Genomic DNA, 20,466 nt, shown 5'->3' with positions numbered 1-20,466 from the left:
GGCCGGACTCGTGGCGCACCCCGGGGCACGGGAGCCTCCGGGGTGCGGCACGGCCACCAGAGGTGCGGCACGGCCGCTACGGGTGCGAGAGCCGCCCCGTGCCGCCCTGGCGGCGTATGCGCTCCTGGGCGCGCTCCGCGGCCCGCGCCTCCCGCCGGGCGCGGCGCCGCTCGCGCCTGAGGGCCCGCGCGGTGCTGCTCGGCGTGGAGACGACGCCGTTGCGCTGCTTCCACACCTGGCGGGTCACCCAGACGTCCAGCGCGGCCCAGGTGGCCACGACCGTGCTGGCCACACCGCTGATGACCATGGGAAAGGCCAGCCAGGACCCGGCCAGGGTGCACAGGAACGCCACCACGGCCTGGATGAGGGTGAGCGCGATGATCAGCACCGCGCGCACGGCCGCCTCGCGCACCGGGTCCGGCATCCTGCGCCGCCGCGCGGGCTCCTCGATCCACAACGGCTTGTACACCGGCCGCTGCTCCGGCCCGCCCCCGTACGCAGCGCCCACTCGCCCGCCGTCGCGGTGCCGCTCGCCCCGGGCCGCCGGAATGTCCCGATCGGATGCCTCCCAGGCCGCCCGCCCCGCCCCTGCCCCGCGCGCCGCAGCACTGTCGGCCGCCTCCGCGCGCCGCCCCGCCGTGCCCATCAACCTGTCACTCCCCACCGCCAGCAGACCGCTCGCCCCGGTGCTCGAAGAACCGGCTCCCCATTGGCTGCCCGGCTTGCGCTGTTCTACGCCGCACAGGTGCGCGACGCGGCCCCGGTGGCCGATTCCGTCCCATGCCTCCTGGAGTAGGACGAACGGCACGTCCTGAAGATTCCCGGAAAGGGAATGATCTCGGCCAACCGATCGGGGCGCCCGGCCTGTTCCGATGGCCTGTCAGTTTCGTGTTCCGGGCCGTCATCTCCCGCAATGCCCGGACAACTCGCCCCCTGGTGCCGCTGATGCGGACGTTCGTCCTCCGGCCGCCTCTTCGAGTTACCTGTGTGTCGGTAGTAGGCTCGCGCCGTTTGTTGACGCACATGTGTACCCCCTGACGGAGGGGGTCGAGCTGGGGGAGGCCATGCGCTTTCGCGGGAAGTCCATCCGCCGGAAGATCGTGGCGCTCCTTCTCGTGCCGCTGCTCTCGCTGACGGCCGTCTGGGCCTTCGCCACGGTGATCACCGGACGGCAGGCCGGCCGGCTCTTCGACTCGTCGACCGTGGTGGAGAAGGTCGTCTACCCCACCGAGGACACGGTCCGCGTCCTCCAGCAGGAACGCCGCCAGACCCTCGTCCACCTCGCCGACCCGCGCGCCGCCGACGGACTCGCCGCGCTGCGGCGCAGCCGGACCGCCACCGACCGCGCCGTCGGCGAACTCCGCCGCAACGCGAACGACGGCGACGTCCGCGGCGCGCTCGGCACCGGCGACGACGGACGGCTGACCGCCGTACTGGACGCCCTGGACGGACTCGACTCCCTGCGCCGCAGCGTCGAGGACGGCACCGTGCGCCGTGGCCAGGCCCTCGACCTCTACAACCGCCTGGTCGACCCCTGCTTCGGCCTGCTCGCCGGGCTCCGGGTCGTGGACGACGCCGAACTGGACAAGCAGTACCGCGCCCTGGTCGACCTCGACCGCGCCCGCGAACTCCTCTCCCGCGAGGACGCGCTGCTCGGATCCTCCCTGGTCGTCGGCACCGTCACCCGCGACGAGGCCCGCAGCGTCTCGGCCCTCGTCGCCCAGCGGTCCCTGCTGTACGAAGTGAACCTGCCGCTGCTGCCCGCCGCCGAACGGAGCCGCTACCAGCGCTTCTGGGTGAACGCCGCCTCCGCCCCGCTGCGCACGGCCGAACAGGCGGCCGCCGCCACCACGTCCGGCACGCCGCACGGGGTGAGCGCCAAGAGCTGGGACGGCGCCGCGGCGAACGCGCTCGCCGACCTCGGCACCATCGGCGACCGCGCCGACGACCGCTTCGAGGACCGGGTAGGACCGGTCGCCATGAGCGTCATCCTCCAGGCCGCCGTCGCCGGTGTCCTCGGACTGCTCGCGCTGCTCTTCTCGCTCTACCTCTCCGTGCGCATCGGCCGCGGACTCGTCCGGGACCTGCGCCAGTTGCGGCTGGAGGCCCATGAGGCGTCCGGTGTCCGCCTGCCCGGCGTGATGCGCCGGCTGTCGGCGGGCGAGCAGGTCGACGTGGAGACCGAGGCGCCCCGCCTGGAGTACGACAAGAACGAGATCGGCGAGGTCGGCCAGGCCCTCAACACCCTCCAGCGGGCCGCGGTGGAGGCCGCCGTGAAGCAGGCCGAACTCCGCGCCGGCGTCTCCGAGGTCTTCGTCAACCTCGCCCGCCGCAGCCAGGTCCTGCTGCACAAGCAGCTCACCCTCCTGGACACCATGGAGCGCCGGACCGAGGACACCGAGGAACTCGCCGACCTGTTCCGCCTCGACCACCTGACCACCCGGATGCGCCGCCACGCCGAGGGCCTGGTGATCCTCTCCGGGGCGGCCCCGTCGCGGCAGTGGCGCAAGCCGGTGCAGCTGATGGACGTCGTCCGCGCCTCCGTCGCCGAGGTCGAGGACTACGAGCGCATCGAGGTCCGCAGGCTGCCCAGGGTCGCCCTCACCGGCCCCGCCGTCGCCGACCTCACCCACCTCGTCGCCGAACTGCTGGAGAACGCCACGGTGTTCTCCCCGCCGCACACCGCCGTGCAGGTCGTCGGGGAGCGGGTCGCCAACGGGTTCACCCTGGAGATCCACGACCGCGGCCTGGGCATGTCCGCCGAAGCGCTGCTGGACGCCAACCTGCGGCTCGCCGAGACCCCCGAGTTCGAACTGTCGGACACCGACCGGCTCGGACTCTTCGTGATCAGCCGGCTCGCCCAGCGGCAGAACGTCCGCGTGTCCCTCCAGCCGTCGCCGTACGGCGGCACCACGGCGGTGGTCTTCATCCCGGACGCGCTGCTGACCGACGAGGTCCCCGACACCAACGGCATCGGCTTCCGCCTCGACCGGCCCGCCGCCAAGGCCGCCGACCGCGAGGAGAACCGCAGGGCCGCCCTCTCCCAGAACCCCGTCCCGCTCCCGGGCCTGCCCGTGTCGCTGCTGGACGGACCGGTGGAACTGGAGGCGCCCGTCGACCTGGACGCCATCGCGGGGTTCGAGGAGTTCCCCGGCGCCCTCGGCGACGAGGACAGCGAGCGCGGCGGGCTGTTCCGGCCCCGGTCCGCGTCCCGGCCGCAGCCGGACGAGGCCGCCGCGCGCCAGCAGCCCGGCCCCCGGGCGGGCACCGGTCCGCGCGGCACGGCGGACCGTGCACCCGGCGACGAGACCCCGGACGGCCCGGTGCCGCTCACCCGGCGCCGCACGCCCAAGCTGGTCAGCTCCCACGGCCGCCCGGTGACCGAGGCGCGGCCCCGCCGCGACGGCGCGGACCGGCAGGACACCGCGCGGACCGGCCGCGCCGAGCCCGAGGCCGCCGCCGGACTGCCGACCCGTCGCCGCGGTGGCACACCGCCGCCGCGCGGCACCGAGCCGGGCCCACGCGGCGGGCAGGACACTCCGCGGTCGCCGATGGGCGCGAGCGGGGAGGGCGGGCGGCCTCCCGCCCTTCCGCAGCGCGCCCGCCGCGCCGCCCTCGCCCCCGGCGACCGGGACGGCGCCGACGGCACGGACGCCATCGAAGCGACGACGGCCATACCGGCCGCACCGGCGACCACGGCCACACCGGGCACGGCAGCCACAGCGGACGCAGACGTCACAGGTGACGCCGCGGACGCCCCCCGCACCGCCGCGACCGGGCGGCCCGGGGGACCCGAGGGGGCCGGCGGGACCGGGGGCCCGGACGGACCGCCCGCCGGCGCCGGGGCGCTGCCCCGCCGCGTCCGGCAGGCGAGCCTGGCCCCCCAGCTCAGACAGACTCCCGCGCCGCGCACCGGGACCCGGGCCGAACCGGACGAACGGGACGCCGACGAGGTACGCGACCGGATGGCCGCGCTCCAGCGCGGCTGGCGGCGCGGCCGCGAGGAGAACGCCGTGGGTGACGACGCCCACGACGGCAGCACCGCACCACGAACGACTAAGGGGGACGGTCGATGACCGCACCGAAGGCGACCGGCCACACCGCCACCGGCAAGAAGGAACTGAACTGGCTCCTCGACGACCTCGTGGACCGGGTCGCGAGCATCCGCAAGGCCGTCGTGCTCTCCGGGGACGGCCTGGCGACCGGGGTGTCCAAGGACCTGACCCGCGAGGACAGCGAGCACCTGGCGGCCGTGGCCTCCGGCTTCCACAGCCTCGCCAAGGGCGTGGGCCGGCACTTCGAGGCGGGCAGCGTCCGGCAGACGCTCGTCGAACTGGACGACGCGTACCTGTTCGTGACCGCCGCGGGTGACGGCAGCTGTCTCGCCGTGCTCGCCGACGCGGACGCCGACATCGGCCAGGTCGCCTACGAGATGACCCTCCTGGTCAAGCGGGTCGGGGAGCACCTGGGCGCCGCCCCGCGCACCGACCTGCCGGCCGGCGGGTAGTGGGATGACATGAACGGAGACGGCCAGGCACCCAGCCCCTGGTTCGACGACGAGGCCGGACCCGTGGTCCGCCCGTACGCCATGACGCGGGGCCGTACCAGCCACGCGGCACAGCACCGCCTCGACCTGATCGCGGTCGTCGTCACCGAACCGCACGTGGACGACGCGGAGGCGGACCACTCGCTCTCCCCGGAGCACGTGGACATCGTCGAGCTGTGCCGCCGCACCCCGCAGTCGGTCGCCGAACTCGCCGCGGAACTCGACCTCGCCATCGGCGTGGTGCGCGTCCTGATCGGAGACCTGGTGGACCAGGAGTACGTCCATGTGAGCCGGCCGGTGCCCCCGGCCGAGCTGCCGGACGAGAGTGTGCTGCGTGATGTGATCAACGGCCTGCGGGCGCTGTGAGCGCCCCGGCGGCCGGCCGGCCCAGGCCGGAGAAGAGACCCATGCCGAGCAGGAGAAGAATTCGATGATCTTCGGGCGTTCCGAGCGCGGCAAGCCGCCCGTCGAGCCCCTCACGCTCAAGATCCTGGTGGCCGGCGGCTTCGGCGTGGGCAAGACGACCCTCGTCGGCGCGGTCAGCGAGATCAGGCCGCTGCGCACCGAGGAACTGCTCACCGAGGCGGGCCGCCCGGTCGACGACGTCAGCGGGGTGGAGGGCAAGCACACCACCACGGTGGCCATGGACTTCGGCCGGATCACGCTCCGCGAGGATCTGGTGCTCTACCTGTTCGGCACCCCCGGGCAGGAACGGTTCTGGTTCATGTGGGACGAGCTGTCCGAGGGCGCGCTCGGCGCGGTCGTGCTCGCCGACACCCGCCGCCTGGAGGACTGCTTCGCCGCCGTCGACTACTTCGAACGGCGGGCCATCCCGTTCGTCGTCGCCGTCAACTGCTTCGAGGGGGCCGCCCGTTACCCGGCGCGTACCGTCAGGGACGCGCTCGACCTGGACGACGGCGTCCCCCTGCTGCTGTGCGACGCCCGCGAGCGCGAGTCGGCCAAGGAGACCCTGATCGGCGTCGTCCAGCACGCCATGGCGTACACCGCGGCCCGCCGCCGGGCCGTCCCCGGCTGAGGCCGCGTCCACGCGCGCGTGCGTCGTGTGCGTCCTGCCACGCGCGCGTGCCGGACGCACGGCGCCGACGGTCACGCGTCGTCGTCGCCGTCCTCCAGCCAGCCGAAGCTCTTCTCCACCGCCTTGCGCCAGTTGTGGTACTCGCGCTCCCGCACCCGGTCCTCCATGGAGGGCGTCCACTCGGCGTCCTTCTGCCAGTGCGACTTCAGCTCGTCCAGGTCGCTCCACACACCGGTGGCGAGCCCGGCCGCGTAGGCGGCGCCCAGACAGGTCGTCTCGGAGACCCTGGGCCGGATCACCGGAACGCCGAGCACGTCCGCCTGGTGCTGCATCAGCAGATTGTTCTTCGTCATCCCGCCGTCCACCTTCAGGGCCGTCAGGCGCACCCCGGAGTCCTGGTACATGGCGTCCACCACCTCGCGGGTCTGCCAGCTGGTCGCCTCCAGCACGGCGCGCGCCAGATGCGCCTTGGTGACGTACCGCGTCAGGCCGGTGACCACGCCCCGCGCGTCCGCGCGCCAGTAGGGCGCGAACAGACCGGAGAACGCGGGCACGATGTACGCGCCGCCGTTGTCCTCGACACCGGCCGCCAGCGGCTCGATGTCGTCGGCGGTGCCGATGATGCCGAGCTGGTCGCGGAACCACTGCACCAGCGCGCCCGTGATCGCGATGGCGCCCTCCAGGCAGTAGACCGGTGCCTCGTCGCCGATCTTGTAGCCCATGGTGGTGAGCAGCCCGTTCTTGGACGGCACGGGCCGGTTGCCGGTGTTCAGCAGCAGGAAGCTGCCGGTGCCGTAGGTGTTCTTCGCGTCGCCCACGTCGTAGCAGGCCTGCCCGAACACGGCGGCCTGCTGGTCGCCCAGGGCCGAGGCCACCGGCACGCCCGCCAGATGGCCGACCGCGGTGCCGTACACCTCGGACGAGGAGCGGATCTCCGGGAGGATCGCCTCGGGGACGTTCATGGCCGCAAGGATGGCCGGATCCCACTGGAGGGTCTCCAGGTTCATCAGCATGGTGCGGCCCGCGTTGGTGACGTCCGTGACGTGCCGGCCGCCGTCCGTGCCGCCGGTCAGGTTCCAGATGAGCCAGGAGTCGATCGTGCCGAAGGCGATCTCCCCGCGTTCGGCGCGGTCGCGCAGGCCGGGCACGTTGTCCAGCAGCCAGGCCGCCTTGGGACCGGAGAAGTAGCTGGCCAGCGGAAGCCCGGTCTGTTCCCGGAACCGGTCCTGTCCCTCGCTGCCGCCCAGCCGGTCGCACAGCGCCGCGGTACGGGTGTCCTGCCAGACGATCGCGTTGTGCACGGGCTTGCCGGTGGCACGGTCCCACAGGACGGTCGTCTCGCGCTGGTTGGTGATGCCCAGCGCGCTGAGCTGCCCGGCGCGCAGCCCCGCCCTGGCCGTGGCGCCCTCGACCACCGCCTGCACCTTCGCCCAGATCTCGGTGGCGTCGTGCTCGACCCAGCCCGGCTTGGGGAAGATCTGGCGGTGTTCGCGCTGGTCGACGGCGACGATGGCACCGTGCCGGTCGAAGACGATGCACCGGCTCGACGTGGTGCCCTGGTCGATTGCGGCCACGTACTTCTCGGCGTTGTCCGTCATGGCTACCCCTTGGAGACGCGGTTCCGGCGGATCGCGCGGCCGGAACCCCACCGGAGGAACGACCGGGCACGGGACCGCTGCGGCCCCCGCGCCCTCACTCGTACGAGTGTGTCCCAGCGGGGCGGAACCCGCTCGGGATGACCACCGCGCGCCCGGCGACCTCACCCGCGCCCCGGCGCGTACCCCGGCACCCGCCCGCGCCCCCGACCGCCCTGTCCAGCCGCGACCGTCCCGCCGTCCCGCCTTCCCGGCGGGGCTGTCAACCGGCCTGCGGCACCGTGGCCCCCCGCCCGCGGCGGACCGTGTGGCCGGGCCGGGGCGCCCGGCCGACGACCCAGCTGGGGCCCTCCAGGGCCTTCGCCGCCCGCTTGAGCGGGGTCAGGCAGACGGCTGCCTGCCGGTGGTCGGCCACGCTTCCCGGCTCGCAGACGACCGTGGCCAGGGACAGGGTGACCGGCATCCCGCCCGCCGTCCAGGGCGGGTCCAGCACGGCGGCCGCCAGCGGATCGAGCGCTCCGGGGTCCGCCAGCAGCAGGAAGTCGTCGCCGCCGATGTGTCCCACGCGCGCGGTCCCGGACGCGGCCTGCTCCAGGCTCCGCCCGACCGACCGGATCAGCTCGTCCCCGGCGGCGAACCCGGCGCCGTCGTTGACCTGCTTGAAGCGGTCGATGTCCAGCCAGCTCAGCGAGAACGCCCGGCCGGAGCGGATCCGCCGGTCCACCTCCGACGTGATCGCGTCCGAGCCGGGCAGCCGGGTCAGCGGGTTCAGCCCGGCCGCCTCCTCCACCCGGGACTCGGCCAGGGCCCGTACGAGGTCCGTCGGCCGTACGACACCCACGCACCGCCCGCGGCGGTCGACGACCGCCACGTCGTCGGAGATCCGTTCCTGCGTGCCGCGCGCGATCATGTCCAGCACCTCCCAGGCCGACGCATCGACGTCCACCGTGCGCGGCGGATCGCCGAGCCGGGCGGCCGGACGGTCGGCGTACAGGGCGTGACCGTAGCGCCCCGACATCATCAGCAGGAAGCGGGACCGGTGCACGGACCGCAGCGGCACCCCGTGACCGTCCACCAGCAGCACGCCCGTCACCTCGGGCGCACCGGTGAGCAGCGCCCGCACCCGGCCCGCCGGGACATCCGCGGGCAGCAGCGCGGCGGGCCGCAGGAAGGGGCGCAGCGACGGTCCCGGGCCCGGCGCGGCCGGGGCGGGGGCGGGGGAGCGGGGCGGCACGTACACGTCCGCCACGGGCCGCCGGGCCGGCGGCGCGAACAGCTCGCCCTGCGCCCACTGGGCCCCGGCGGACACCGCGAGCGCGCACTGCCGTTCGGTCTCCACGCCCTCGACGGCCAGCAGCGCCCCCGACTGCTCGCACAGCGTGCGCATGGCCCGTACCGCCGCAGGCCGGGACAGCAGCGAGGAGTCCAGTTTCACCAGGTCGGGGGCGAGGTCGACGAGCAGCCGCAGCGGCATGTCGCCGTCCCCCACACCGTCCGCGCCGATCCGGAACCCCAGCTCCCGCACGGCGGACACCGCCTCCAGCAGGGCCGGGCGCGGTACGTGCGCGTACGGCGGTACGACGTCGAGCGTGACCTCCCACGGCAGGCGGCCCGCCTGCCGCACGGCCTCGCCCAGGGCGGACAGGCCGCCGAGGTCGGCGAGCGTGCGGGCGAACACGTTGATGTGCAGGGGCAGCAGCGTCTCCGTGCGGGCCGCCGCGCGCAGCGCCGACACGGCCAGCCGGCCGTCCAGCTCGGGGTGGCGGAGCGCCTCGGCGAGCACGTCACCGGTCTCCGGCCGGGCCAGGACCTCCAGGGCCACGACCCCTCCGGTGGCGAGGTTGACCACCGGCTGGAAGGCGAAGCGGAGCGAGTCCGCCCAGGGACGCATGGGATGCACGGGAGCATGATGGCGCCGGGGGCGGCGGCGCGGGCCGCGTTCATGAGACGTTCACGCGAGGTCACCCGTCGGCGGTACGCCGTAGGCGGAGCGGCTTCCGGGTGTTCCGCTTCCCCGGCGGACCGGGCCCCGCTAGATGTAGGAGACATGACACAACTGTCCCGGCCCGCCCGCGCCGCCGTCACCGCCCTCGCCGCCCTGCTGACCCTGACCGCCGCCTCCGCGACGGCCGGTGCCGCACCCCGGACCCGCAGCGTCCCGGACCCGCGGGCCCCCGCCGACTTCGTGGCCCTGAGCGACATCGACCCGACGATCCTCCAGGAGATGCGCTACTTCACCCCGCACAACTTCATGGGCGAGCCCGTCGACGGCTACCGCCGGCCGATGTGCCTCCTCACCCGCCCCGCCGCCCAGGCCCTGCACCGCGCCCAGCGCCGGCTGCTGCGCCGGGGCTACACCCTCAAGGTGTACGACTGCTACCGGCCGCAGCGCGCCGTCGACCACTTCGTGCGCTGGGCCCGCGACCTCGACGACCAGTCCATGAAGGGCGAGTTCTACCCGCGCGTCGACAAGACCCGCCTGTTCGACGACGGCTACATCGCGGCGAAGTCCGGCCACAGCCGCGGCTCGACCACGGACCTCACCGTCGTCCCGCTCCCGGTCCGGCCGACCCCTCCGTACGACCCCGCCCGGCCCCTGACGCCCTGCTACGCACCGCGCGCGGAGCGCTTCCCGGACAACTCCCTCGACATGGGCACGGGCTTCGACTGCTTCGACACGCTCGCGCACACCCTCGACCCCCGGATCCGGGGCCGCCGGCACGCCCACCGGATGCTGCTCAAGGACACCCTGGAGCACGTCGGTCTCGTGAACCTGCCCGAGGAGTGGTGGCACTTCACCTACCAGCCCGAACCGTATCCGGACACCTACTTCGACTTCCCCGTCTCCCGGGCCTCGCTCACCAGCGGCCCGCGCACGGGCGCCGAGCCCTCCTGACGCAGGACGACCGGTCGGGATCGGATACAGTCCGCGCGTGTCCGAGAATCCACACCCGACTGTCAACTCCGTGCCCCATTCCCACTGTTCGGGCTGCGGAGCGCCCTACGGAGAGGGCATCTCCGGCTGGCCCCGCACCTGCCCGGCCTGCGGGGCCGTGGCCTACCGCAACCCGCTGCCGGTCGCGGTGGCCCTCCAGCCCGTCTACGACCCGAAGGGCACCGCCCTGGTCGTGATCACCCGCACCATCGGCCCGGCGTGCGGCGGCACGGCCCTGCCCGGCGGCTACGTCGACGACCGCGAGGACTGGCGCCAGGCCCTCGTGCGCGAACTCAAGGAGGAGACGGGCATCGACGCCGCCGCCCGTGACGTACGGCTCGCCGACGCCATGAGCGCGCCCGACGGCCACCTCCTGCTCTTCGGCATGCTCCCCGAACGCCCCGCCGAGGGACTGCCGGAGTCCGCCGCCACCGACGAGACGTCCGGCTGGCACCTGCTGCGCAGGCCCGAGGAACTGGCCTTCCCCCTGCACTCCCTGGCGGCACGGGCCTGGTTCGAGGGCCGCTACGTCTGACCCGTCCAGTCCCGTCCAGTCCCCTCCGGTCCAGCCCTCTCCCGCCCCGGGCCGGACCCGGCCACCGGCCCGCCGCCCGGCCCGGCCAGGTCCGGCTCAGTCAAGCCCCCGCACCCGCACCGGACGCGACGGCGCCACCGCACCGTCCTCCCGCTCCTGCTCCACGACCACCCGCCGGCCCTGCCCGCGGACGGAGTACCGCTCGATCGCGGGCTCGTCCCAGCCGTCGCCCGCGTCCGGCACCACCAGCCCGCCCCCGCCACGCCCGGGGGCGGGCGCCCACACCTCCAGTTCGACCTCGTCCGTCCCGCCCCGCACCGGGAGCACGGCACCCGCGCGCGCGAGCACCGGGATCCGCCCCAGCGGTGCCTCCACGACCGCCTTCCCCGGCCCCTCGTACGCCCGCCCGGTCGCCGTGTCGTACCAGCGGCCCCGCGGCAGCCGCACCGTCCGCCGCTCCGCGCCGGGCAGCAGCACCGGCGCCACCAGCAGCGCGTCGCCCAGCAGGAAGGCGTCCCCGCAGTCCCGCAGTGCCCGGTCCTCCGGGGTGTTCCACCACACCGGGCGCACGTACGGCGCGCCCGTGCGCCGGGCCAGATGCGCCAGCGTGACGAAGTACGGCAGCAGCCGGCGCCGCTCCAGCAGCGCCGCGCGCGCGTGCTCCAGCACCTCGGGACCGAACTCCCACGGCTCCCGCCGCCCCGCCCGCAGGCTCGCGTGCGTCCGGAACAGCGGCAGATACGCGGCGAGCTGGAACCAGCGCAGGAACAGCTCGGGCGAGGGACTGCCGTCGAAGCCGCCCACGTCCGGCCCCGAGTAGGGCACGCCGCACAGGCCAAGACCCAGCACCAGCGACAGCGACGCCCGCAGTCCGGGCCAGCCCGTGGCCACGTCCCCCGACCAGGTCCCGCCGTAGCGCTGCAGCCCGGCCCAGCCCGAACGCGAGAACACGAACGGCCGCTCTCCGGGCACCGCGGCGCGCACGCCCTCGTACCCGGCCTGCGCCATGCACAGCCCGTACACGTTGTGCGCCTCGCGGTGGTCGCCGCCCCGGCCCTCCAGCGCGTGCCGCGCCGACCGCGGCAGCGTGGTCTCGCCGAAGGCCGCGAAGGACGTCGGCTCGTTCATGTCGTGCCAGAAACCGGAGAAGCCCTGGGTCAGCCGCTCCCGGTACAGCCCGCCCCACCACGCGCGCACGCGCGCGTGCGTGAAGTCCGGGAAGACCGTCTCGCCGGGCCACACCACACCCCGTACGACGTCCCCCGACGCGTCCCGTACGAAGGCGTCCTGCGTCGTCCCCGAGTCGTACACGGCGTCACCCGGCGTGGCGCGCACCCCCGGGTCGACGATCGACACCAGCCGGATCCCGTCCCGGCGCAGCTCCTCCGCGAGCACGGGCAGCTTGGGGAAGCGCTCCTGGTCGACGGTGAACACCCGGTGCGCGTCCAGGTGGTCGATGTCCAGGTGCACGGCGTCCAGCGGGAGACCGCGCTCCTGGTAGCCCGCGACGATCCGGCGCACCTCCTGTTCGCTGCCGAAGCCCCACCGCGCGTGCTGGTGGCCGAGCGCCCACGCGGGCGGCAGCGCGGCCGCACCGGTGAGCGAGGCCCAGGTGTGCAGCACGCGCGCGGGAGTGCCGACGATCACCCAGCAGCGCAGCGGACCGCCGTCCATCCGCAGCTCGCTCGCGCCGGGCCGGTCGTGCCCCGAACCGGCGCCCTCCTCGCCCTCGCGCAGGACGACCGTCCCGTCCCAGGAGTTGTCGTGGAACACCAGGTGGGTGCCCGCGTCCGCGACGACCAGCTGCACCGGCATCGTGAGGTACAGCGGATCGTCGCCGGGCCCGAACGGGCGGCCGGGATCGGTGTTCCACAGGCGGTAGGCGCCGTCGCGCAGCCGCGGCCCGGACGCCCGCGCGCCCAGGCCGAAGAACCGCGCGTCCGCCGTCACCCGGGACCGCTGCATCCAGCGCGCCGTCCCGCCGCCGACCGGCTCCCACCAGCGGGGCGGCAGATCGCGGCGCAACGGCACACCGCCGGGCGTGCACACCTCCACGGCGCCGTGCCGCGAGACGGTGACGGTGACCCGCTCGGCCACCACCCGCCAGCCGCCGTCCTTGTCCGGCTCCAGCACCGCCCGCGGGTCGGGCTCGGGGCCCTGCCCGGCCAGGGCGTACGACGGCAGGGGAGCGGCCCCGTCCCAGCCCCAGAAGACCGCTCCGTTCGCCGCGACGAGCAGGCGCAGCTCCGAGCGGCTGAACCGCACCACACCGCCCCCCGGGCCGGGCAGCGCGTCCAGCACCTCACCGGGCACCCGCGCCCGCTCCGCGCCCCGCGGGGGCAGGCCCTCGGCGTCGGCACGCCGCCGGCGCCAGGCGGCCCGTACGGTGCGCACCCCCTGGGCCGCCCCCGCGGAGCCGACCGCCTTCACCGAACGCACCAGGTCACGACCGTTCATGCTGATCACCCTGCCATTGACGGCGCCGCGCGGAGGTGTCGTTCAACTGCCGTTCACCCAGGCTCGGGCCACATCTTCACGACAGGGACTATGTGGGGCCAACCCTGGTGCGGAAGTCGATCACATGGCATCGTCCGTGTCAGCCGCGTCACGCGCACACCCCAGCACGTGCGCGGACCGACGCACACGACGCGCAGAGTCCGGGAGCCGCCCATGTCGACCGTGAATCCCCTGCCGCTCTGGCAGCCCGATCCGCAGCGGATCGCCCAGGCCCAGATCACGCGGTTCCAGGCGTGGGCTGCCGCACACCACGGAGCGCCCGCCGAGGGCGGCTACCCGGCCCTGCACCGCTGGTCCGTCGACCACCTGGAGAGCTTCTGGCAGGCCGTCACCGAGTGGTTCGACGTCCGCTTCGGCACCCCCTACGCGCGCGTGCTGGGCGACCGCACGATGCCCGGGGCGCAGTGGTTCCCCGGCGCCACCGTGAACTACGCCGAGCACGCCCTGCGCGCAGCGGCCACCCGCGCGGACGAGCCCGCCCTCCTCCAGGTGGACGAGACCCACGAACCGCGCCCGGTGACCTGGCCCGAGCTGCGCCGCCAGGTCGGCTCGCTCGCCGCCGAGCTGCGCGCCCTCGGCGTACGCCCGGGGGACCGGGTCAGCGGCTATCTCCCGAACATCCCCGAGGCCGTCGTCGCCCTGCTCGCCACCGCCGCGGTCGGCGCCGTCTGGACCTCCTGCGCCCCCGACTTCGGCGCCCGCAGCGTCCTCGACCGCTTCCAGCAGGTCGAACCGGTCGTGCTGTTCACCGTCGACGGCTACCGCTACGGCGGCAAGGAGCACGACCGCGGCGACGTCGTCGCCGAACTGCGCCGCGAACTGCCCACCCTGCGCGCCGTGGTGCACATCCCCCTGCTGGGCAGCGCCGCACCGGAGGGCACCCTCGCCTGGTCCGACCTGACCTCGGCGGACGTAGAACCCGTCTTCGAACAGGTGCCCTTCGACCATCCGCTGTGGGTGCTGTACTCCTCGGGCACCACGGGCCTGCCGAAGGCCATCGTGCAGTCCCAGGGCGGCATCCTCGTCGAGCACCTCAAGCAGCTCGGCCTGCACTGCGACCTGGGCCCCGGGGACCGCTTCTTCTGGTACACGTCCACCGGCTGGATGATGTGGAACTTCCTCGTCTCCGGCCTGCTGACCGGGACGACGATCGTCCTGTACGACGGCAGCCCGGGGTACCCCGACACGGGTGCCCAGTGGCGCATCGCCGAGCGCACCGGGGCCACCCTCTTCGGCACCTCGGCCGCCTATGTGATGGCCTGCCGCAAGGCGGGGGTGCATCCGGCGCGCGACCACGACGTGTCCCGGATCCGGTGCGTCGCCACCACCGGGTCCCCGCTCCCGCCCGACGGGTTCCGCTGGCTGCACGACGAGGTCGGTGACGACCTGTGGATCGCCTCCGTCAGCGGCGGCACCGACGTCTGCTCCTGCTTCGCCGGGGCCGTGCCGACCCTGCCCGTCCACATCGGCGAGCTCCAGGCCCCCTGTCTCGGCACCGACCTCCGGTCCTGGGACCCGGAGGGGCGGCCCCTGGTCGACGAGGTCGGCGAGCTGGTCGTCACCAACCCCATGCCCTCGATGCCGCTCCACTTCTGGAACGACCCGGACGGCAGCCGCTACCACGACAGCTACTTCGCCGTGTACCCCGGAGTATGGCGGCACGGCGACTGGATCACCCTCACCTCCCGCGGCTCCGTGATCATCCACGGCCGCTCCGACTCCACGCTCAACCGCCAGGGCGTGCGCATGGGGTCCGCCGACATCTACGAGGCCGTCGAGCGGCTCCCCGAGATCAGGGAGTCCCTGGTCATCGGCGTCGAACAGCCCGACGGAGGCTACTGGATGCCGCTCTTCGTCCAGCTGGCCCCCGGAGCCGTCCTGGACGACGCGCTGCTGGACCGCATCAAGCGGACCATCCGCGAACAGCTCTCCCCGCGCCATGTGCCCGACGAGGTCATCGCGGTCCCCGGCGTCCCGCACACCCTCACCGGCAAGCGCATCGAGGTCCCGGTCAAACGCCTGCTCCAGGGCACCCCGCTGGAGAAGGCGGTCAACCCCGGCTCCGTCGACGACCTCGGCCTGCTGCGCTTCTACGAGGAACTGGCCCGCAAGCGCGCCTGACCCGTCCGGGCCCGGCCCGGCGGACTTGGCCCGGCCCGGACGGGGCCGAGTCCGCCGCCCGCCGGTCCGCCGCCCGCCGGTCAGCCGCCGTAGGTGGCCTCCGACTCGCCCAGCACCGCGGCGAAGTCGGAGGCCAGCCGGGCCGCGTCCGCGGGTTCCAGTCCGGCCACGGAGATCCGCACCCCCGGCGGTGACGCCAGCCGGAATCTGGCACCCGCCGCGACCCACCAGCCGTGGGACCGCAGCCCGTTCACCACCGCCGACTCGTCGGCCACCGGTACCCACACGTTCATCCCGCTCGCCCCGTGGGCCGCGATGCCCCGGGCCGCCAGCTCCCCGAGCAGGGCGCCGCGGCGCACGGCGTACGTCCCGCGCGCGCGGGACACCAGCGCACGCGTGTCCTCGTCGGTCAGCAGCCCGTGCACCGTCTCCTGGAGCAGATGGCTGACCCAGCCCGAGGTCAGCAGCAGACGCCCGTCGTGCCGCGCCAGGGTGACGGCGTCGCACGCCGCCACCGCACAGCGCAGGTCCGCCCCGAGGAACTTGCTCACCGTCCGCACATGCACCCACCGGGACAGACCGGCGGAGCCGAGGGCGTGCAGCGGTACGTCCGCCACCGCCGACGCGTGGTCGTTCTCCAGGACCAGGACGTCCGGCTCCTCGCGCAGCACATCGGCGAGCGCCGCGCGCCGCTCGGCCGAGAAGCACCCGCCGTACGGGTTCTGCCCGCGCGGACTGCACACCACGGCGCGCGCACCGGCCCGCAGCGCCCGCCGCAGGGCCTCGGGCCGCATCCCCTCGTCGTCCACCGCCACCGGCACGCTGCGCAGCCCCAACGCGGTCACCAGGTCGAGCAGGTGGTGATAGCCCGGATCCTCCATCGCCACCGCGTCGCCGGGGCGCAGCTCCACGGAGAGCAGCCGGCCCACCAGATCCAGCGCGCCGTGCGCGAAGGTCACGTGCTCCACCGGCACCCCGTCCGCGCCGAGCCAGTCGCGCGCCGCGTCCTCCAGCCGGGGCAGCCGGGGTGTCGAGCGGTGCGAGCGCGCACCGGGCGCCAGCCGGGACGGCGGCGCCGGAGCGGGCAGGAAGGCGGGATCCGGATGCCCGCCCGCCAGATCGCGCAGCCCCCGCGGGACCTTCGGCGGCCGGCGTGAGGCCACCGCGGGGGCGGGCGCCACCACGGTCCCGCCCCGGCCGCGGGTCACCACGATGCCCCGCCCGCGCAGCTCCTTGTACGCCGTCGCCACCGTCCCCGGGCTCACCGCCAGTTCGTCCGCGAGCCGCCGCACCGGCGGCAGCGCCGCGCCCGGCGCCAACGCCCCCTCGGAGACCCCGCGTTCCACCGACGCGGCAATCGCCTTGGCTGTCGCCCCACTGATCGCATAATGTACTGCCACATTGATCATTATGTATCAATACATAATTTCAGACAAGTTTCCGGCAAGGGGGAGCAGTGCGCATCACTCGCGGCACGAGAACCAAGGGCAGCGGCACCACACCGGCCACCAGGACGGGACGCCCACGCGTACCCGGCGGCCCCGACGGCCGCCGCATGCTCCTCGTCGCCCTCGTCGACCGCACCGGCAGCGGACTGTGGGCCTCCGTTTCCGTCCTCTACTTCACCTACGTCTCCGGACTCTCCCTCGCCCAGGTCGGCACCCTCGCCGCCCTCGCCGGAGCCGTCGGCATCGCCGGCGCCCCCCTCGGCGGCCGCCTCGCCGACCGGTTCCCGCTCACCCGCGTCCTCATCGCGCTGCAACTCCTGCGCGCCGTGGCCTCCCTGGGCCTGCTCACCACGGACGACTACGCCCTGCTGCTCGCCTTCTCCGCCCTCGGCGGCCTCGGCGACCGCGCCGCCAGCATCCTCACCAAGCTCTACGCCACCCGCGTCTCAGGCCCCGACCGCGTCCGCTACCAGGCCCTCAACCGCACCGCGGCCAACGCGGGCTGGGCCCTGGGCGGCCTCGCGGCCGCGGGCGCCCTCGCCGTCGGCACCACCGCCGCCTACCGGTGGCTGCTCCTCGGCGACGCCCTCTCCTTCGCCGCCGTCGCACTGCTCACCCTGCGCTGCGGCGAACCCCCCTCGCCCTCCCGCGCCGTCACCCCCTCCGGCGCCCCGGCCCCCACCGCCCCGCCCGCCACCCCGTGGCGGGACCGCACCTACCTCGCCTACGTCGCCACCGAGACCGTCCTCTTCCTCGACGACGCGGTCTTCAAGGTCGGCCTCCCCCTGTGCATCGCCCACAGCAGCGACGTCCCGCACGGCCTCGCCCCCCTGCTGATGGTCCTCAACAACGTCATGGTCGTCGCCCTCCAGGTCCCCCTGGCACGCTTCGGCGCCACCACCGCCGCGGCCCGCACCCTCCTGCTCCCGCTCTCGGTCGCCTACGCCCTCGGCGGCACCGCCCTCGCCCTCTCCACGGCCGGCGGCACTTTCACGGCCGTCGCGCTCCTCACCGGCGCCGCCGTGGCCTTCACCCTCGCCGAGATGCTGCACGCCACCGTCTCCTGGGAACTGTCCGTCGCCCTCGCCCCCGGCGCGGCCCAGGGCACCTACCTCGGCGTCCACGGACTGGCCCAGGCCGCCCAGCGCACCGTCGGCCCCCTCGCCGTCACCGCGGCCCTCGCCACCGGCCCCGCCGGATGGGCCGTCTTCGGCGGCGGCATCGCCCTGACCTGCGTCATCCAGCACCGCACCGTCCGCGACCGCCTCAGCCGGCCCCCGTTGTCAGTGCCCCCGGTTACGGTGAGTGAGCATTGATCGACCGTGCACACACGGCACACCATGGGGGAAACATGGCGCACACCGACCACCGGACCATGCGACGCGCCCTGCGCCGCGAGATCGCCGGCACCATCGGCCTGCTCACCGACGCACAGGACTTCCGCGCCATGCGGCGCTACCGGAGCTTCGTCTTCGAGGACCACACCACCTACCTCCGCCACGTGGAGGCGCTCCTGAGGGTCAGGGCCGCCCAGGGCGGCCACACCACCGTGGCCCTCTTCGACCCCGAGGAATACGCCGCCTTCTGCGCGCGGACCGGCCTCGAACCGGACGCGGCCGCCAGCCGCGCCCGCTTCACCGCCGAACTCGCCGGCGCGGGCCCGGCCCTGCCCTACGACGGCCGGCCCCTCACCGAACTCGTCCCCGCCCTCGTCGACGAGGCCGTCCGCCAGGCCACCTGGGAGTACGCCTCCACCCTCCTCGCCCGGCTCGGCCCCTGCGCCGCATGCGGCGAGGACATCGGCCGCGCCGCCTTCGCCAGGGCCGCCGGCCTCCTCGTCCGCGTCCTCGACACCGCCCCGCCCGGCAACCGCCACCTGGTGTGCAGCGTCTCCACCGCACCCGAGACCCTGCTCGCCGCGCTCCGCGCCGACGACCAGGACGGCGACGGCCCGCCGGACGACACCACCCGCCTCGACGAGGCCGAAGCCCTCGAGTTCACCACGGTCCTGGCCCTCGGCCTCGCCACCCGCAGCCCCGGCGGCCTCGTCATGCGCACCACGGCACCGGGCACACCCGACCGCGTCTACGGCTGGCGCCTGCGCGGCGACGGACTGCACCCGCTCACCGCCGCCGAGGTCTTCGACGCCTACTGCACCGACATCGAGTCCGGCGACCTCGTCGCACCCGAGTCCGGCGTGGACTACACGACACCCCCCGACCTCGGGGACGAAGGACCCACACCCCCGCACCGACACTGAACAGAACCGGCACGGAACAGATCGGGCACCGGACAGAACCGGCACCGGACGCACGAGGGGCGCCCCGCCCGAAGGCGGAGCGCCCCTCACGGACCGGCCGGTGCGCGGACCGGTCCTCTCACCGGCCGCTCACTCGCCGGACAGCACCGCCTGCGCCGCCTCGCGCGCCTCCTCGGCACTGTCCGTGGCCCGTGCCGCCGCGGCGGCACGCTCGCACTGCGCCAGCGTGTACTTGGCCAGCGCGGCCCGTACATACGGGAGAGACGCCGCACCCATCGACAGGGAGGTGACCCCCAGACCGGTCAGCACACACGCCAGCAGCGGATCCGCGGCCGCCTCACCGCAGACACCGCAGCTCTTGCCCCCGGCCCGCGCCGCCTCGGCGGCCAGCGCGACCAGGTCGAGCAGCGCCGGCTGCCACGGGTCCTGCAACCGCGACACCGCACCCACCTGACGGTCGGCGGCGAAGGTGTACTGCGCGAGGTCGTTGGTCCCCAGCGACAGGAACTCCACCTCCTGGAGCACCGACCGCGCCCGCAGCGCCGCCGACGGGATCTCCACCATCGCACCGAACTTCGCCCGCAGCCCCGCCGCACGGCAGGCGTCCGCGAACGCCTTGGCGTCGGCCCGGTCGGCGACCATCGGCGCCATGACCTCAAGGTGCACCGGCAGCCCCTCGGCCGCCTTGGCGAGCGCCGTCAGCTGGGTGCGCAGCACCTCCGGGTGGTCCAGCAGCGTCCGCAGACCACGCACGCCCAGAGCGGGGTTCGGCTCGTCCGCGGGCGTCAGGAAGTCGAGCGGCTTGTCCGCGCCCGCGTCCAGCACCCGCACGACCACACGGCCCTCGGGGAACGCCTCCAGCACCTGCCGGTAGGCCTCGACCTGCTTCTCCTCGGACGGCGCGTTCTTGTTGTCGTCCAGGAACAGGAACTCGGTCCGGAACAGGCCCACGCCCTCGGCGCCCGCCTCGACGGCCGCCGGGACGTCCGCGGGCCCGCCGATGTTGGCCAGCAGCGGCACCTTGTGCCCGTCGGAGGTCGCTCCCGGACCCGTGGAGGCGGCCAGCGCGGCCCTGCGCTCGGCCGCGGCCGCCTCCAACTGCTCCTTCTTCTCCTCGCTCGGGTTCACGAAGATCTCGCCGGAGCTGCCGTCCACGGCGATCACCGTGCCCTCGGCCAGCTCACCGGCCCCCGGCAGCGCCACCACGGCCGGCACCCCGAGCGCCCGCGCCAGGATCGCGCTGTGACTCGTCGGCCCGCCCTCCTCGGTGACGAAGCCGAGGACCAGCGTCGGGTCGAGCAGCGCGGTGTCGGCCGGCGCCAGATCCCGCGCGACCAGCACATACGGCTCGTCACTGTCCGGCACACCCGGCATCGGCACACCCAGCAGGCGCGCGACGATACGGTTCCGCACGTCGTCGAGGTCCGCCACGCGCCCCGCCAGGTACTCACCGGCACCCGCCAGCAGGTCCCG

The 20,466-nt window shown here is 74.5% G+C and carries 15 protein-coding genes (1 of these 15 running past the window's edge); 9 read left to right on the top strand and 6 right to left on the bottom strand.

Features of this window, described 5'->3' with window-relative positions:
- Nucleotides 1-76: 76 nt before the first annotated feature.
- Nucleotides 77-646 (bottom strand): hypothetical protein, encoded by a 570-nt coding sequence (locus A8713_RS04730; protein WP_064537240.1) that lies wholly within the window; start codon nt 644-646, stop codon nt 77-79.
- Nucleotides 647-1,064: 418 nt separating this feature from the next.
- Here A8713_RS04730 and A8713_RS04725 point away from each other — a divergent pair, with 418 nt between their 5' ends.
- From A8713_RS04725 to A8713_RS04710, 4 genes are all read left to right on the top strand, one after another.
- Entirely contained in the window at nt 1,065-4,076 is a 3,012-nt protein-coding gene (locus tag A8713_RS04725) for a nitrate- and nitrite sensing domain-containing protein (RefSeq protein WP_064537238.1), read from the top strand.
- Entirely contained in the window at nt 4,073-4,507 is a 435-nt protein-coding gene (locus A8713_RS04720) for a roadblock/LC7 domain-containing protein (protein ID WP_018570131.1), read from the top strand. Before A8713_RS04725 ends, A8713_RS04720 begins: the two co-directional genes overlap by 4 nt.
- A gap of 9 nt (nt 4,508-4,516) precedes the next feature.
- The gene (locus A8713_RS04715; protein ID WP_064531559.1) at nt 4,517-4,912 is read left to right on the top strand and encodes a DUF742 domain-containing protein; all 396 of its coding nucleotides are present in this window, start codon (nt 4,517-4,519) and stop codon (nt 4,910-4,912) included.
- Between the two features lie 64 nt (nt 4,913-4,976).
- Nucleotides 4,977-5,582, top strand: a complete 606-nt coding sequence (locus A8713_RS04710; protein WP_064531558.1) for a GTP-binding protein — start codon at nt 4,977-4,979, stop codon at nt 5,580-5,582.
- Nucleotides 5,583-5,653: 71 nt separating this feature from the next.
- On the opposite strand, the gene glpK is transcribed toward A8713_RS04710, so the two are convergent.
- Together glpK and A8713_RS04700 are read right to left on the bottom strand one after the other, a co-directional pair.
- Complete coding sequence (glpK, locus tag A8713_RS04705; protein ID WP_064531557.1) at nt 5,654-7,180, bottom strand: glycerol kinase GlpK; 1,527 nt, start codon at nt 7,178-7,180, stop codon at nt 5,654-5,656.
- Nucleotides 7,181-7,439: 259 nt separating this feature from the next.
- A complete protein-coding gene (locus A8713_RS04700) occupies nt 7,440-9,068 on the bottom strand; it encodes a GGDEF domain-containing protein (RefSeq protein WP_064531556.1) in 1,629 nt (542 codons plus the stop codon).
- A 156-nt stretch (nt 9,069-9,224) separates the two neighbouring features.
- Between A8713_RS04700 and A8713_RS04695 the strand changes: the two genes are divergently transcribed.
- A complete protein-coding gene (locus A8713_RS04695; protein ID WP_064531555.1) occupies nt 9,225-10,073 on the top strand; it encodes a M15 family metallopeptidase in 849 nt (282 codons plus the stop codon).
- Between the two features lie 37 nt (nt 10,074-10,110).
- Entirely contained in the window at nt 10,111-10,647 is a 537-nt protein-coding gene (locus A8713_RS04690) for an NUDIX domain-containing protein (protein ID WP_064531554.1), read from the top strand.
- A gap of 96 nt (nt 10,648-10,743) precedes the next feature.
- Here A8713_RS04690 and A8713_RS04685 read toward each other — a convergent pair whose 3' ends face one another.
- Entirely contained in the window at nt 10,744-13,104 is a 2,361-nt protein-coding gene (locus tag A8713_RS04685; protein WP_064531553.1) for a glycoside hydrolase family 31 protein, read from the bottom strand.
- Nucleotides 13,105-13,317: 213 nt separating this feature from the next.
- Here A8713_RS04685 and A8713_RS04680 point away from each other — a divergent pair, with 213 nt between their 5' ends.
- Nucleotides 13,318-15,285 (top strand): acetoacetate--CoA ligase, encoded by a 1,968-nt coding sequence (locus A8713_RS04680; RefSeq protein WP_064531552.1) that lies wholly within the window; start codon nt 13,318-13,320, stop codon nt 15,283-15,285.
- 80 nt (nt 15,286-15,365) lie between these two features.
- On the opposite strand, the gene A8713_RS04675 is transcribed toward A8713_RS04680, so the two are convergent.
- On the bottom strand, nt 15,366-16,685 hold the full coding sequence (locus A8713_RS04675) for an aminotransferase class I/II-fold pyridoxal phosphate-dependent enzyme (RefSeq protein ID WP_064537236.1): 1,320 nt from the start codon (nt 16,683-16,685) through the stop codon (nt 15,366-15,368).
- Nucleotides 16,686-16,741: 56 nt separating this feature from the next.
- Between A8713_RS04675 and A8713_RS04670 the strand changes: the two genes are divergently transcribed.
- On the top strand, nt 16,742-18,049 hold the full coding sequence (locus A8713_RS04670; protein WP_272481889.1) for an MFS transporter: 1,308 nt from the start codon (nt 16,742-16,744) through the stop codon (nt 18,047-18,049).
- A gap of 35 nt (nt 18,050-18,084) precedes the next feature.
- On the top strand, nt 18,085-18,993 hold the full coding sequence (locus A8713_RS04665) for a hypothetical protein (RefSeq protein WP_064531550.1): 909 nt from the start codon (nt 18,085-18,087) through the stop codon (nt 18,991-18,993).
- A gap of 129 nt (nt 18,994-19,122) precedes the next feature.
- Here A8713_RS04665 and ptsP read toward each other — a convergent pair whose 3' ends face one another.
- On the bottom strand, nt 19,123-20,466 hold the 3' portion of the coding sequence (gene ptsP, locus A8713_RS04660) for a phosphoenolpyruvate--protein phosphotransferase (RefSeq protein WP_064531549.1). Its footprint extends 327 nt past the window's final position; the window shows 1,344 of its 1,671 coding nt (coding positions 328-1,671); the start codon falls outside the window, past its right edge; the stop codon is at nt 19,123-19,125.

This window comes from Streptomyces sp. SAT1 (assembly GCF_001654495.1).
Classification (GTDB): Bacteria; Actinomycetota; Actinomycetes; order Streptomycetales; family Streptomycetaceae; genus Streptomyces; species Streptomyces andamanensis.
The sequence above is the reverse complement of the archived record's forward strand: the minus strand, read 5'-3'. Positions and strand labels throughout refer to the sequence as shown.